This is a genomic window from Rickettsia endosymbiont of Ixodes pacificus (genome assembly GCF_000965155.1).
Classification (GTDB): Bacteria; Pseudomonadota; Alphaproteobacteria; order Rickettsiales; family Rickettsiaceae; genus Rickettsia; species Rickettsia tamurae.
Map to the genome: position 1 here is coordinate 139,613 of NZ_LAOP01000001.1, position 13,219 is coordinate 152,831.

Sequence of the window (13,219 nt, forward strand, 5' to 3'; positions counted from 1 at the left end):
TGTAATAACAGTATATAGGCTCTAAAGTTTTAGGGGAAATATCTTTTCATAAAATCTTGAAGTGCTTAAGTTTTTTTTTTGTCCTTAGGGATTTATAATGCTAAGTACCTCATCACGATCGTTTAAAAACAAATTCAGAGCGGCATTTTGGCCTGTGCATAATTACGAACTCGGAAAGTTTATTCCGACGAGTGCCTTAATGTTTTGTATTTTATTTAATCAAAATGTTTTACGAATCTTAAAAGATAGTATTTTAATCTCCGAGATTAGTGCAGAAATAGCAGGTTTTGCTAAAGTTTATTGTGTTACGCCTACCGCTGCTTTATTCGTGATTATTTATGCTAAAATGATTAATCATCTTACCTTTGAAAAGATCTTTTATTATTTAAGTGCATTTTTCATCAGCTTTTTTGTTTTATTTGCCTTTGTAATCTATCCTAATATTCATATTTTTCATGTACATCCTGATAATCTAGCTGACTGGATGGAACGCTATCCTCATTTTAAGTGGTATATCTCATTAGTAGGTAATTGGGGTTATATAGTATATTATAGTCTTGCCGAGCTTTGGCCTAATATTTTTTACGTATTATTATTTTGGCAGTTTGCTAATGAACTTACTACTACCGAAGAAGCAAAAAGATTTTATACTCTCTTTTCGCTATTCGGCAACTCTTCTTTAATATTAGTCGGCTTTTTAATGATGAATCTATCATCGGAAGATACTATTATTAAGAAGTTTATGAGTATTTCGGATAGTAAAATCACTTTAGTTCAAGTATCCACGACAATTGTGGCGATTATTGCTATTGTTTGTTGTTTGTTAGTTAGGTTTATTAGTAAGAACGTTTTCACTAACCCGTTATTTTACGCTAAAGCAAAAAGCGGCAGATCAACTTCAGAACGGATGGGACTGATTAAAAGCTTTAAATATATTGCAAAATCAAAATATTTATGGTTACTTTTAATTTGTTCGGCAGCTTTCGGATTTGCTATTAACTTAGTCGAAGCCGTATGGAAAGCAAAAATTAAGGAATTATATCCGACTGTAAATACCTATGCTGAATTTAACAGTCTGTATATACTTTGGACAGGCGTTGCAATAATGGTTATGACCATCATCGGTAATAACGTTATGCGTATGCATAATTGGTTTGTTGCTGCGGTAATTTCACCGGTTATAATAATGGTGACCGGCATTTTGTTTTTTGTACTTATCGTATTTGATCAACAAATTTTATCATTATTTGATGGAGCGATTTTAATGTCACCTCTTGCTCTTGCCGTTTCGATCGGCGGTATTCAAAATATTTTAGCTAAAGGTACTAAATATTCTATATGGGATACTTCAAGAGAAATGTTATATATCCCTCTTGATGAGGAGCTTAAAACCAAAGGCAAAGCTGCAGTTGACGTGATAAGTACGAAAGTTGGCAAATCCTCTAGCGGTCTTGTGCAATCTATTATTTTTACTTTAGTTCCAACTGCTACTTTTACCTCAATCTCACCGATTCTAATGGTGGTATTTACTTTTGTATGCTTAGCGTGGATTTATGCAGTAAGAAAAATATATTTTGAATATCAAAAAATAGCATAATGATATCGACATTGCCCACGTAGTTCAGTTTTCTTGTCATTGCGAGCGACTGTAGGCATTGTTGGATGGATCGATTTTCTATTGTCATCCCGCGACTTGATCGCGGGATCCAGTTTAAAATACTAAACTTATTAGTGCTTTAAGTTGTATTTATGGATACCGTGGTCAAGCCACGGTATGACACCGAATGCATTTTTTGATCCACGCGGGCAATGCCCTTTTTAGCTAGGAATATTGTAGCATCAACCTATTGATCTACTATGAATCAACTCTCCTAAAGCTTTAGTCTCTATATTATCTAAGAAAATCTCAAAATCCTTTAAGATATTTTCAACATCTTTTAAGATAGGATCAAATTCGTCTTTACTTTGAGAAGAAGGCGAGTTAAATGAAGTTAGGGTAACTTTTTCACTCTTTATAAAATTATGAGGCTGATCCTTAAGTTTAATAGTAACAACTTCGCCTGCTAGAGAGTTCGTATGTCTGTTCTCATTAATTGGGTTTGGATGCGTAATTTCTAGGTTTTTTGGAGTATTATCTTCCTTGTTCTTACTACGGAATGAAAAAATTCTAGATAATGGCATTTGATTTACATTTTATTTAAAAAACGCCATTATAGGGAAATAATTTATATTTAACAAGCAGGATGGTTAATTTTTATAAACTTTTCTATCATTCTAGTAACGGAACATTCTAGCTCAATATCTAATTTTGAATAATCAGAAAAGTTAAACCATTTAAGTTCATTCGATTCGTTATTTTTTATAAAATTATCATTATTTACTGTTTTTAGTAAAAATCGTACATCATAGTGATAATGAGCAGGCTCCTTATGAGTTTGCGGAATATAATGGGTGTCTATATCAAAAATCTCCTTATTTATCGTTTTGATCTCATTAATTCCAGATTCTTCCATAGCTTCTTTAACTGCTACATTTAATATATTACTATCTCCATCACAATGACCGCCTGGTTGAAGCCACTTATCAAGCTTTTTATGGTGCATCAATAAAAATTTAGTTTTATCATTATTAAGTAAAAAAGCCGAAGCTGTGAAATGTCCTATTTGTAAATCTCGGCTAAAAGGGTTTTCATACTCATTTAAAAATTCAAGCATTTTTGTTTTTGTAACAATTTCTTCAGGATATGTGCTACTGTAATTTTGTAGTTTAATATGTAATTCATTCATAATGATAATTTTTTATGTATCGAGCTTCGATATTTAACTCAAATTTCTCTGCTAAGTCAAATGAAAATAATGTCATAAAATTATATTTTACCATGTTTTATGGTAATTATTATTGACAATTAGGTTTATTTTTATTCTTAACAAAATAGTCGATTTATTTAGAAGTGATGATACAAACCCTTGGTATGGTAAGCTTGCGGTAGTAGGAGCATGTGCTGTTGGAATTTATGTAGTAGTAATTGATCCACCTTTAAAAATTGCTATGGCATGTGCTGCCGGCATAATGGGAACATTGGCTGCAATTAAAGTAGGAGAAGCCTGTTATAATTATTGTATGGAAACAAATACCCAAGAAGGACTTGAATTAGTAGGAGATGGCATACACCTCCATCAAGACTAAACATTTTTAACGAATTTAGAGGACAAACAGACTCTAAATTCGTATTCATTTACCATTCAAACCGTTTTTTAGTCTAATTTTGACTTGTTTTAAAGAACGAGGAGTTGCGTCCGTAACTTCAATTTCAATATTTTCTGAAATATCTATTCTAGTACCGATAGCCGGGACACTACCGACTCTAGTCAATACTAATCCACCTATCGTATCAAACTCATCATCATCACTTTTTAGCTTTTCTCCTATTATTTCTTCAAGCACTTCTACTTCAACACGTGCATTTGAAATAATTGTTGAGTTATTAATAACCTTGAAATTATCGCTATCTAATTGCTGATCATGCTCGTCATCAATTCGTCCTACTATTTCTTCTATAAGATCTTCAATAGTAACTAAACCGTCAGTACCGCCATACTCATCAACAACTATTGCAATATGTGTTCTCTCACGACGCATTTTTGCTAGCAAATCTAATAATTTCATAGAAGGGGCTGCAATTATATGCTTACGTATAAGCTTTTTTAAACGACCGTTTTGCTTTGTAGCCAATGCTTTAAATAAATCCTTGATATGAATGAACCCTACTACATTGTCCAAAGTACCGTCATATATAAGAGTTCGTGTATGTGGGACTTCTAACTTAATAGACTCACTTAATTCTTCTAGATTCGTAGTTAATTTTATTGCCGCAATATCGGAACGCGGTACCATTATATCTTCAATAGTTTTATCTTCTAGCTTCAATAAATTAGCTAAAATATTACGCTCGTCTAAAGTCATTTTTTGGCTATTAATTTTAAGGCGTTTTATGACACCAAAAAAATTATCAGGCGTTTTTGTTTTTCTAAAAAAATTTTTTATCGGAGAGAATAATTTTCGTACAGTAAAAATTAACTTATTATTTTGATTTTTTTTACTAGAATCTTCTTTTTTTGAAGATTTTAACATAAATTTTTTTATTTAGTTAATAAGGGGAAGAAATACCGAAATATGATAATATTTCAATTTCTAGATTTTCCATAATATTTGCTTCTGTGTCATTTTGATGATCAAACCCAATTAAGTGTAAAATACTATGTATTAAAAGATGAATAAAATGATTCTCAAAAGTTTTTTGTTGCTCACACGATTCATTATATATTACCTCATAACAAAATGCTATATCACCTAAATGCATATAATCAGAGTCACCTAAAAATTCAAGTTTAGAATATAAATCCTGCCAATTTAATTCGTTGCTTGGAAAAGAAAGAACGTTAGTAGCTTTTTCTATATTACGAAATTGTTTGTTTAAGGTCAATATTTCTGCAGTATTTGTTAGTAAAATTGATAATTCAAATTGTTTTATTTTACTAAAATTATCAAATCGCAATAAAACATTTTGAGTTATTTTTTTGATTAAACTCTTATTTATCTGCTTATGCTCACACCATTTATTGTAGTTTCTTACAATTTCTACGTTTATCATTTTTTATTTTTTAAGCTTTGTTTCATGACTTGTTTTTTCGTCATTGCGAGCGACTAAAGGCATTATTGCGTGGACCGATAAAATCCGCTGTGTCAAGCCACGGGATGACAGAGGTGAAATTGATCCACGCAACAAAGCCTCCTCGCAATGACGCTGCTGATAATTCTCTTTTAATTTTTGAAAATCCTCATCGGCATGGTATGAAGAACGAGTTAGCGGGCTTGCCGAAACCATCAAGAATCCTTTTGTTTTTGCTACTCGCTCTAGATATTTAAACTCTTCCGGAGTAACATATTTTGCGACCTCAGCATGATTTTTGGTAGGCTGCAGATACTGCCCGATAGTTAGGAAATCAACCTTTGCTTCCCTTAAATCATCCATAACCTGTACTACTTCATTTATTTCTTCCCCAAGCCCTACCATCATACCGGATTTTGTAAAAATTTCAGGAGATAATTTTTTGATATTATGAAGTAAGCTTAAAGAATTATAATATCTAGCCCCCGGTCTAATCGTTTTATATAAAGACGGGACTGTTTCGACATTATGGTTAAAGACGTCAGGTTTTGCGTTTGCTATTATTTTAGCTGCTCCTTCTTTTCTTAAAAAATCGGGTGTTAGAATCTCGATAGTAGTATTTGGCGATGATTTTCGGATTTCGCTAATACACTCCGCAAAATGTGAAGCTCCGCCGTCCTCAAGATCATCACGATCGACGGAAGTAATTACTACATGCTTAAGATTTAACTTTTGTACCGCCTCCGCTAACCTTTGCGATTCGTGCGGGTCAAGTAAATCCGGTCTACCCGTTTTGACATTACAAAACCTACAAGCTCTAGTACAAACCGAACCTAAAATCATCACGGTTGCATGTCTTTTTGACCAGCATTCACCGATATTAGGACAAGTAGCTTCCTCGCACACAGTATTTAATCTCAGATTTTTTATTAAATCTTTTGTATTATAGTACTCTGTAGAATTAGGAGCTTTTACTTTTATCCAATCAGGTCGTTTATTTAAATTAGCCATAAAACGGAAATAATTTAATTAATTTTGTCACTTCATTTAATACTTTCTGCTCAAGCTCGCTATTATCTTCATTATTTTTTAAGCCGTCTAAAATATCTGCTACCATATGACCGACTAATACAAAATCCTTTTCTTTAAAGCCTCTAGTAGTACATGCGGGAGTACCAAGGCGAATACCTGAAGTGATAAAAGGCGAAGCTTCATCAAACGGAATAGCATTCTTATTACACGTAATCCCTGCTCTATCCAAAGAATTTGCGGCAAGCTTACCCGTGATTCCGTCTTTACGTAAATCCACTAAAACAATATGATTATCGGTACCACCTGTTAATATATCATATCCCCTTTCTTGCAAGCTACTTGCTAAAGCTTTAGCGTTACTTATTACCTGCTGAATATAATTTTTATATTCAGGCTGCAAATTTTCTAAAAAAGCTACGGCTTTTGCAGCGATTATATGCATTAACGGACCACCTTGTAGTCCTGGAAATAATGCAGAATTTATCTTTTTGCCTATTTCTTCATCGTTAGATAAAATTAAACCACCTCGCGGTCCTCTAAGTGTTTTGTGAGTGGTAGAGGTAACAATATGAGCGTAAGGAATAGGGCTTTGATGCTCGCCTGTGGCAACAAGTCCTGCAATATGAGCAATATCTGCCATAAAATATGCTCCAACTTTATCCGCTATTTCTCTAAATCTTGCAAAATCAATATTACGAGGATAGGCAGAGAAACCAGCTATAAGTAATTTTGGTTTATGTAAATCCACTAAACGTTCAATCTCATCATAATCGATTAAATAAGTCTCTTTATTTACGCTATAAGAAACGGCGTTAAACCATTTACTGGACATATTAGGGGCTGCACCGTGTGTTAGATGTCCGCCGCTATCTAAGGACATACCAAGAATTGTATCGCCCGGCTGTAATAAAGCAAGATATACAGCCTGATTTGCTTGTGAGCCTGAATGAGGTTGCACATTTGCATATTTACAGTTAAAGAGTTTTTTTACTCGCTCTATAGCTAAATTTTCAGCTTTATCTACTTCCTCACAACCGTTATAGAAACGCTTACCTGAATACCCTTCCGCATATTTATTAGTCAGAATAGACCCCTGAGCTTCAAGCACAGCAGGACTTACAAAATTTTCTGATGCAATAAGCTCGATTACGCTACTTTGACGTAGCTTTTCATGCCTTATTATTTCATCAATCTCTTTATCCGTTTCGTGTAAATTATTATTAAAAATATTCATTCATCCTCATATGGTTTGGTTTTGTTGCATGCCTCAACGCTCTCATTGTCATACCGTGGTCAAGCCACGGTATGACATGTGTTTATAAAATTAATCGCAATCTCAAGCCCCCGTCCATCTATTGAATGAGCAAGAGACGTTAATTTATGTCCGCTATGCTCTATATGAAGCTTAGATAAATAGTTTGAAGCATTATACATCTCACTAACACCGACCACTTCATCTAATTCCCCATGAATCAAGCATATAGGAGTAAGCTTATTATTAACTTCCATAGGCGGAATTAATGCTCCCGAAAAACCTATAGTACAAAAAAACGGTTCTCGCTGAATCAGAGTTAAATATAGACCAATCATAGTACCTTGAGAAAAACCGATAATGATAGTATCTTTGTTAGTTAGATTTAGCTCTTCTTGTTTTTGTTTTATTATATCCTCAAGTTTAGAAACATTATTTGCAATTAGCTTTGCTATAATATGCGGGCTACGATCTTGTAAACTAAACCATTGTCTACCGTAAGGCATCATATCATAAGCCTCGATGCCGTGCGGGGAAATAAAATGACAGTCAGGTAAATCGTTTTTAATATAAGGCACAAGTCCTATAAGATCGTGTCCATCCGAACCGACACCGTGCAGTAATACTACTAGCTTCTTTGCCGGCTGCTCTTTACTTTCTACTTCTGGATATTCTAAATATTTGTTCATGGTTTTTTATAAAGCTTGTCATCCCGTGGACAAGCCACGGGATGACATCTCAACCTTTCAACATCTTCTCAAGTTCGCCGCTTTGATATAACTCTCTAGCAATATCACACCCACCGACTAATTCTCCGTTAATGTATAATTGGGGGAATGTCGGCCAGTCGCTAAATTTTTTTAAATCTTCACGTAATTCAGCATCAAAAAGTACATTAATATCACGAAATTCTACACCTAATTTATTCAAAATAGCTACTACGGTTTCTGAAAATCCGCATGCAGGCGACTCTTTAGTACCTTTCATGAACAATACTACTTTATTGTTTTTTATTTCATTTTTTATAAATTCAAAATTTTTATTTTCTAGCATTTTAAGACTCAATAATTTATCTTCTAGGTTCTGTAAGCATTTCTAATTAATTTACTATTTTAAGATATTTTTTAGCGAAAATTAATAAGATTTTTGTAGGAATAGTATACCTATTTCCAAAAAATCTTATAATTTGCAGCAAAAAATAACTAAAATTAAATCTTTTTAGAAATGCTTACAGAACCTAGAATACACTTTCTATAGCAATATATGCAAGCACAAATAGTTAATAAAATTTTTGAGATTTTTAGCAAGAATAATCCAAATCCGAAAACCGAATTAATATATAAGAATGATTTTACCTTATTAGTAGCGGTAATATTATCTGCTCAAGCCACCGATATATCGGTAAATTTAGCGACTAAATCTTTATTTGAAACTTACGATACACCGGAAAAAATTCTAGAACTCGGTGAAGAAGGGCTTAAAAAATATATAAAATCTATCGGACTATTTAACAGCAAAGCAAAAAATATTATCGCATTATGTAAAATATTGATAAGCAATTATCAAGCTTCAGTACCAAATGATTTTAAGGAATTAGTTAAACTACCGGGCGTTGGCAGAAAAACTGCTAATGTTGTACTAAACTGCTTATTCGGTATGCCGACAATGGCAGTTGATACGCATGTGTTTAGAGTAGCCAAAAGGATTGGGCTTGCTAAAGGTAATAGTCCTGAAATAGTAGAAAAAGAGCTACTGCAGATTATCGATGAGAAATGGCTAACGCATGCCCATCACTGGTTAATTCTGCACGGCAGATATATTTGTAAAGCCCGAAAACCCGATTGCGATATCTGCCCTATTAAAGAGTATTGTGAGTATTATATTAATGCATTTTCAAGTTGACAATTTCTTGCTTACTTCATAATATCTAAGCTCAATTTGATAAAGGTAAAATTTATGCGTTCAGCACTTATACTTATAACTTCTATATTAGTAGCTGTAGCTTTCTTAACAAGTGCTTGTAATACAATGCAAGGTGCAGGTCAAGATATGCAGGCAGCCGGTAAAAAACTTGAAGATTCGGTAGAAAAAAATAAGCCTAAAAAAGGTTGCGGCTGTCATTAGTACGCTTGCTGCGTGTTGTTAATTGTCACCCCGTGGCTTGACCACGGGGTCTAGTTTAAAATACTAATAATTATTAGTATTTTAATATTGTCTTTCTGGATACCGTGGTTAAGCCACGAGGTGACAGTGGTGGAATTGATTCACACAATAACGTAAGCAAATTACTCTACTTACTCTCATTCACCAATCTATATATTTCTTTTTTACTATAAACATCTTTGAATTTGTCATAAGCAAGTTCGGTAGTGGTTTTGCTACTTAAGTTTTTACTTAAGCAAAGTTCTATAAATTTTTCTAAATTTTTTTGTTGGTTTTGTTCTTGTATATTTCCTGAAATCAATAATACTATTTCACCTTTTAAAATATTATTTTGATAGAACTCTATTATTTCATCTATATTTCCTGTTTTTGTTTCTTGATATAGCTTAGTTAACTCACGAACTACACATATTTCTCGATTCCCCAGTATTTCTTTAGCTACCGATAAGGTATTTATCAAGCGAGGGGCTATTTCAAAAAAAATCAAAGTAGCCTTAAGATTTACTAGTTCAGAAAAAATCTTTTTTTTACTTTCTATAGTTTTAGGTAAAAACCCGTGAAATAAAAATCGATCAGTAGGAAGAGCTGATAAAGTTAGAGCAGTAACCGGTGCAGATACCCCTGGTACTACATCTATATGACAATTAAGATTGCGTATATCTCTAACTAACTTATAGCCAGGATCGGAAATTAAAGGAGTCCCTGCATCAGAAATTAAACTTACTATATTACCCGATTTTATTAAACTTATAATATTTTCTCTATCTTTCTCGTCACTATGATCATTATAAATTTGTAATTTTGTATGAATGTCATGTTTTGCTAGCAATTTTTGTGATATTCTAGTATCTTCACATAAAATAATATCTGAGTTTTTTAGAGTCGATATAGCACGAAGCGTTATATCTTCAAAATTACCGATTGGTGTTGAAACAATATATAATCCCGGTTTTAAAGACATCTTTCCAAACTTCACTTTTAGAGGTAATTTAAACGTCGATCCGGTACTCGCATCCTCACGTATGTCTATATACGCTGCGGTGCTGCGTTCCGTGTCTCCTTTAAATTCCTCTCTATAAGCTGGTCTAGAAAGATGTCTAATCATAATTTTTAAATTTTAAGTAATATTATGGCTAGTATAAAACATAAACTACGAATCGTTCTATCATTTTTTTGTTTGATATATTTAACATCCTGTCAAACTCCTAAAGAAGAACCTATAATTTTTCCTAAAAAAGAACAAAAAGAAATTGAGATTGCAATTTTAATGCCAAATCAGGGTCCTGATAGTATTGTCGGGAAACAATATAAAGATTTAATTAAAATGGGACTTAACGACGGAATCAAATCTTACATACATGTTACTTCTTACGACGGTTCAGACGAAAAAAACGTTTTAGCCGCTATGGATAAAATAGTAGCACGTAAAACTAAGATTATTTTAGGTCCTCTATATTCTAACTTTACCTCTCTAATAGCCGAAAAAGCAAAGGCAAATGATATTATTATAATAACTATGTCAAATAATCCGGCTCTTGCAGAAGATAAATTATTTGTATTCGGTCATGCACCTTTAAAACAACTGATACGCATCATCAATTATTACACAAGTAACGACCATAAAGATTTTATGGCATTATTACCTAAAGGGAAGCATTCGCAAACTATTAGTCAAGTAATGCAAAATATATTGATTCAGAAAAATGCATCATTATCACGCACTGAATTTTATGAGGATAATCCTGAATCTATAGCAAAAGCCGCAAGAAATATTTCAGACAATACCGATATTATAAATGAACGTAGCGACACGACAAAACCGGTTATTTATCTATCAGACGATCCAAAAAATTTAAACCTACTCGCTGATAGTATTCGTAAATATAATTTAGATAAAAAAGCTATTTTAATCGGTGATAATCGTATTGATATCGATTACCCTGAAAATATCGATATTAGCTTTACCGGCTCTTTAAATTTACTCAATAGCAACGTTCCAGATAGGGCAAAAGACTTAGGTATTAACCATATGGGTTTCATGCATCTCCTTTCTTATGATTTAGGACGTATGACTGCAAACTATATAGGCAATGAATTTGCATCCGAAAGGTTTCTAAATAGAATAAACAGTAGACAACCTTATATAGGTTTATCCGGTAATATTCATTTCATCGATGGAGTAGCTCAGAGACGATATGATATTATTAGGAAAGAGAATGGTGTATATTCTACTGTTTCAGGGAATTAGGGCGTTGCCTGCGTAGATACCTGAGTCGTCATTGCGAGCAGCCGTAGGCTGCGTGGCAATCTCATAAAATAATAACACACTCCTGAGATTGCTTCGTCAATTGCTATGCAATTTCCTCGCAATGACGGATTTGGTATCCACGCAGGCGATGACATCGAGTTAATTATTTGTTTTTATCATTATCACTACCGTCGCCTTTCATGCCGTCTTTAAAAGCTCTAAGACCTTTGGCAAGATCGGACATGACTTGCGGTAATTTGCCGGCACCGAATAATACAAAAATAATTAATAAAACTATTAATAAATGGCTAAAGCTCATTCCCATGATATTTTTGCTGTATAAGTTAAAATTTTATTATATAAGATATTATAGCTCTAATCTAGGATAAAATAATTAAAGAAATGTTTACTAAAAAACAATTTTCAGAATTTTTTGCTACTTTTTTTTATATCGGAAAAATAAAATACTGCCCAGGCACTTTTGGGTCGATTGCTGCTTTTCCTTTAAGTTACTTCTTAATATATTTTATTGTTAATAACAAAATAATCATTCCTTTCTCAAGTCTTACTCTCGGTGAAGCTCAACTTATCAGTATATTTATTATAAGCTTTAGCATATGTTTGATACTCTTAATACTCGGCACTTATTTTACTAAAATATATTTAAATTATACAAATTCAGAAGACCCTAAAGAAGTGGTAATTGATGAAGTAGTAGGGCAAATGCTAACTATCGTTTTAGTATTTTTTTCCGCTTTATTTGCTAATGAATCGCATTTAATTAAATATTTTAGTCCGCTAACAATAAATATTATATTACTTTTCATATTACCTTTTTGTCTATTCCGATTTTTTGATATAGTAAAGCCCTGGCCTATTAATTGGTTTGACAAAAATATTAAGGGCAGTATCGGCATTATGCTTGATGATTTGTTAGCCGCAATATTTGCTGCGGTAACTCAATACGCAATTATATTTGTGTTAATAGATATTCGACAATAGATTTGCTATTAAAAAAGATCATTGACTAATTTCTAATATAATAATATGATACGACAAATATTTATAAATTTTTTAAAGAGATAGTTTTCATGTTCGCAGTTATAAAAGCAGGTGGAAAACAATATAAAGTAGACAGAAATAGTATTATTAAAGTCGAAAAAATTGATGGAGAACTTGGCTCTAAAATTCAGTTTGATCAAATTTTAATGATTGGCGAATACTCAAAGCCTTCTTTTATTGGTACTCCAATAGTTAAAGGGGCTGTCGTTACGGCTGAAATTACTAACCAACTTAAAGATAATAAAATTATAGTCTTTAAGAAAAAGCGTAGAAAAAATTATCGTCGTAAAGCCGGTCATCGTCAAGAATTGACGGAATTAAAAATATTAGATATTACCAAACAATAATAATAACTTAAAAGGAATTATAAAATGGCAACCAAAAAAGCCGGTGGTAGTTCTAGGAACGGAAGAGACTCGGCCGGTCGAAGGCTGGGAGTTAAAAAAGCCGATGGACAATATGTAATACCCGGTAATATTATAGTTAGACAACGCGGTACAAAAATTCATCCTGGAACGAATGTAGGGCTTGGCAAAGATCATACAATATTTGCTTTGATAGAAGGTAAAGTAGAATTTTTAACTAAGCGAAATCATAAAATCGTGAATGTTAAAGAAATTGCAAGTGCTTAAGTATTGCGGTTTGATCTACTAGTGTTACGTGGAACGAAAAATGCTTTTTATGGCATTGTTGCGTGGATTGGTAAAATCCACTGTGTCACTCCGTGGCTTGACCACGGGGTCCATAAAAACAATTTAAAATACTAATAATATTAGTATTTTAAATTGAATAC

General features: G+C 32.9%; 17 protein-coding genes and 2 pseudogenes. 8 read left to right on the forward strand and 11 right to left on the reverse strand.

Annotated features, from left to right (window positions below; translation table 11 throughout):
* The first annotated feature begins 97 nt into the window (after nucleotides 1-97).
* Entirely contained in the window at nucleotides 98-1,597 is a 1,500-nt protein-coding gene (gene tlc5, locus REIP_RS00875) for a GTP/GDP exchange transporter Tlc5 (protein WP_045803584.1), read from the forward strand.
* Between the two features lie 242 nt (nucleotides 1,598-1,839).
* Here the strand turns inward: tlc5 and REIP_RS00880 are convergent, their stop codons facing one another.
* Nucleotides 1,840-2,181: a hypothetical protein gene (locus tag REIP_RS00880; protein WP_045803585.1), complete on the reverse strand. Its 342-nt coding sequence runs from the start codon at nucleotides 2,179-2,181 to the stop codon at nucleotides 1,840-1,842.
* A 50-nt stretch (nucleotides 2,182-2,231) separates the two neighbouring features.
* Complete coding sequence (locus REIP_RS00885; protein ID WP_267881730.1) at nucleotides 2,232-2,663, reverse strand: NUDIX hydrolase; 432 nt, start codon at nucleotides 2,661-2,663, stop codon at nucleotides 2,232-2,234.
* A 235-nt stretch (nucleotides 2,664-2,898) separates the two neighbouring features.
* Between REIP_RS00885 and REIP_RS00890 the strand changes: the two genes are divergently transcribed.
* Complete coding sequence (locus tag REIP_RS00890; protein ID WP_045803586.1) at nucleotides 2,899-3,186, forward strand: hypothetical protein; 288 nt, start codon at nucleotides 2,899-2,901, stop codon at nucleotides 3,184-3,186.
* Between the two features lie 45 nt (nucleotides 3,187-3,231).
* Here the strand turns inward: REIP_RS00890 and tlyC are convergent, their stop codons facing one another.
* The 6 genes and pseudogenes from tlyC to grxD all read right to left on the reverse strand — a co-directional run bounded on the left by tlyC (nucleotide 3,232) and on the right by grxD (nucleotide 8,006).
* Complete coding sequence (gene tlyC / locus REIP_RS00895) at nucleotides 3,232-4,131, reverse strand: hemolysin C (RefSeq protein ID WP_008579606.1); 900 nt, start codon at nucleotides 4,129-4,131, stop codon at nucleotides 3,232-3,234.
* Nucleotides 4,132-4,147: 16 nt separating this feature from the next.
* The gene (gene ybeY, locus REIP_RS00900) at nucleotides 4,148-4,651 is read right to left on the reverse strand and encodes an rRNA maturation RNase YbeY (RefSeq protein ID WP_045803587.1); all 504 of its coding nucleotides are present in this window, start codon (nucleotides 4,649-4,651) and stop codon (nucleotides 4,148-4,150) included.
* A gap of 147 nt (nucleotides 4,652-4,798) precedes the next feature.
* Nucleotides 4,799-5,680, reverse strand: a pseudogene (lipA, locus tag REIP_RS00905) (lipoyl synthase); the annotation flags it as partial.
* On the reverse strand, nucleotides 5,673-6,935 hold the full coding sequence (gene glyA / locus REIP_RS00910; protein ID WP_045803588.1) for a serine hydroxymethyltransferase: 1,263 nt from the start codon (nucleotides 6,933-6,935) through the stop codon (nucleotides 5,673-5,675). The gene glyA and the pseudogene lipA, both read right to left, overlap by 8 nt.
* A 59-nt stretch (nucleotides 6,936-6,994) precedes the next feature.
* Nucleotides 6,995-7,642: a hydrolase gene (locus REIP_RS00915; protein ID WP_045803589.1), complete on the reverse strand. Its 648-nt coding sequence runs from the start codon at nucleotides 7,640-7,642 to the stop codon at nucleotides 6,995-6,997.
* Between the two features lie 49 nt (nucleotides 7,643-7,691).
* Nucleotides 7,692-8,006 (reverse strand): Grx4 family monothiol glutaredoxin, encoded by a 315-nt coding sequence (gene grxD, locus REIP_RS00920; protein WP_023507528.1) that lies wholly within the window; start codon nucleotides 8,004-8,006, stop codon nucleotides 7,692-7,694.
* A 210-nt stretch (nucleotides 8,007-8,216) separates the two neighbouring features.
* Between grxD and nth the strand changes: the two genes are divergently transcribed.
* Both nth and REIP_RS00930 read left to right on the forward strand, forming a co-directional pair.
* The gene (gene nth / locus REIP_RS00925; protein ID WP_045803590.1) at nucleotides 8,217-8,855 is read left to right on the forward strand and encodes an endonuclease III; all 639 of its coding nucleotides are present in this window, start codon (nucleotides 8,217-8,219) and stop codon (nucleotides 8,853-8,855) included.
* Nucleotides 8,856-8,909: 54 nt separating this feature from the next.
* Nucleotides 8,910-9,077 carry an entericidin A/B family lipoprotein gene (locus tag REIP_RS00930; protein ID WP_045803591.1) on the forward strand — a complete coding sequence of 56 codons (168 nt, stop codon included), beginning with the start codon at nucleotides 8,910-8,912 and terminating at the stop codon, nucleotides 9,075-9,077.
* Between the two features lie 166 nt (nucleotides 9,078-9,243).
* Here REIP_RS00930 and rsmI read toward each other — a convergent pair whose 3' ends face one another.
* Nucleotides 9,244-10,077: a 16S rRNA (cytidine(1402)-2'-O)-methyltransferase gene (gene rsmI, locus REIP_RS00935; RefSeq protein ID WP_045804246.1), complete on the reverse strand. Its 834-nt coding sequence runs from the start codon at nucleotides 10,075-10,077 to the stop codon at nucleotides 9,244-9,246.
* A pseudogene (locus REIP_RS13535) lies at nucleotides 10,069-10,227 on the reverse strand (palindromic element RPE1 domain-containing protein); the annotation flags it as partial. The pseudogene REIP_RS13535 and the gene rsmI, both read right to left, overlap by 9 nt.
* Before the next feature lie 18 nt (nucleotides 10,228-10,245).
* Here REIP_RS13535 and REIP_RS00940 point away from each other — a divergent pair.
* On the forward strand, nucleotides 10,246-11,364 hold the full coding sequence (locus tag REIP_RS00940; protein WP_045803592.1) for a penicillin-binding protein activator: 1,119 nt from the start codon (nucleotides 10,246-10,248) through the stop codon (nucleotides 11,362-11,364).
* A 163-nt stretch (nucleotides 11,365-11,527) separates the two neighbouring features.
* Here REIP_RS00940 and REIP_RS00945 read toward each other — a convergent pair whose 3' ends face one another.
* A complete protein-coding gene (locus REIP_RS00945; RefSeq protein ID WP_045803593.1) occupies nucleotides 11,528-11,689 on the reverse strand; it encodes a Sec-independent protein translocase subunit TatA in 162 nt (53 codons plus the stop codon).
* Nucleotides 11,690-11,766: 77 nt separating this feature from the next.
* On the opposite strand from REIP_RS00945, the gene REIP_RS00950 reads away from it, so the two are divergent.
* From REIP_RS00950 to rpmA, 3 genes are all read left to right on the forward strand, one after another.
* The gene (locus REIP_RS00950) at nucleotides 11,767-12,366 is read left to right on the forward strand and encodes a phosphatidylglycerophosphatase A (protein ID WP_045803594.1); all 600 of its coding nucleotides are present in this window, start codon (nucleotides 11,767-11,769) and stop codon (nucleotides 12,364-12,366) included.
* 89 nt (nucleotides 12,367-12,455) lie between these two features.
* Complete coding sequence (gene rplU / locus REIP_RS00955) at nucleotides 12,456-12,773, forward strand: 50S ribosomal protein L21 (protein WP_004997480.1); 318 nt, start codon at nucleotides 12,456-12,458, stop codon at nucleotides 12,771-12,773.
* Between the two features lie 24 nt (nucleotides 12,774-12,797).
* Nucleotides 12,798-13,058 (forward strand): 50S ribosomal protein L27, encoded by a 261-nt coding sequence (gene rpmA, locus REIP_RS00960; protein ID WP_008579587.1) that lies wholly within the window; start codon nucleotides 12,798-12,800, stop codon nucleotides 13,056-13,058.
* Nucleotides 13,059-13,219: the final 161 nt, after the last annotated feature.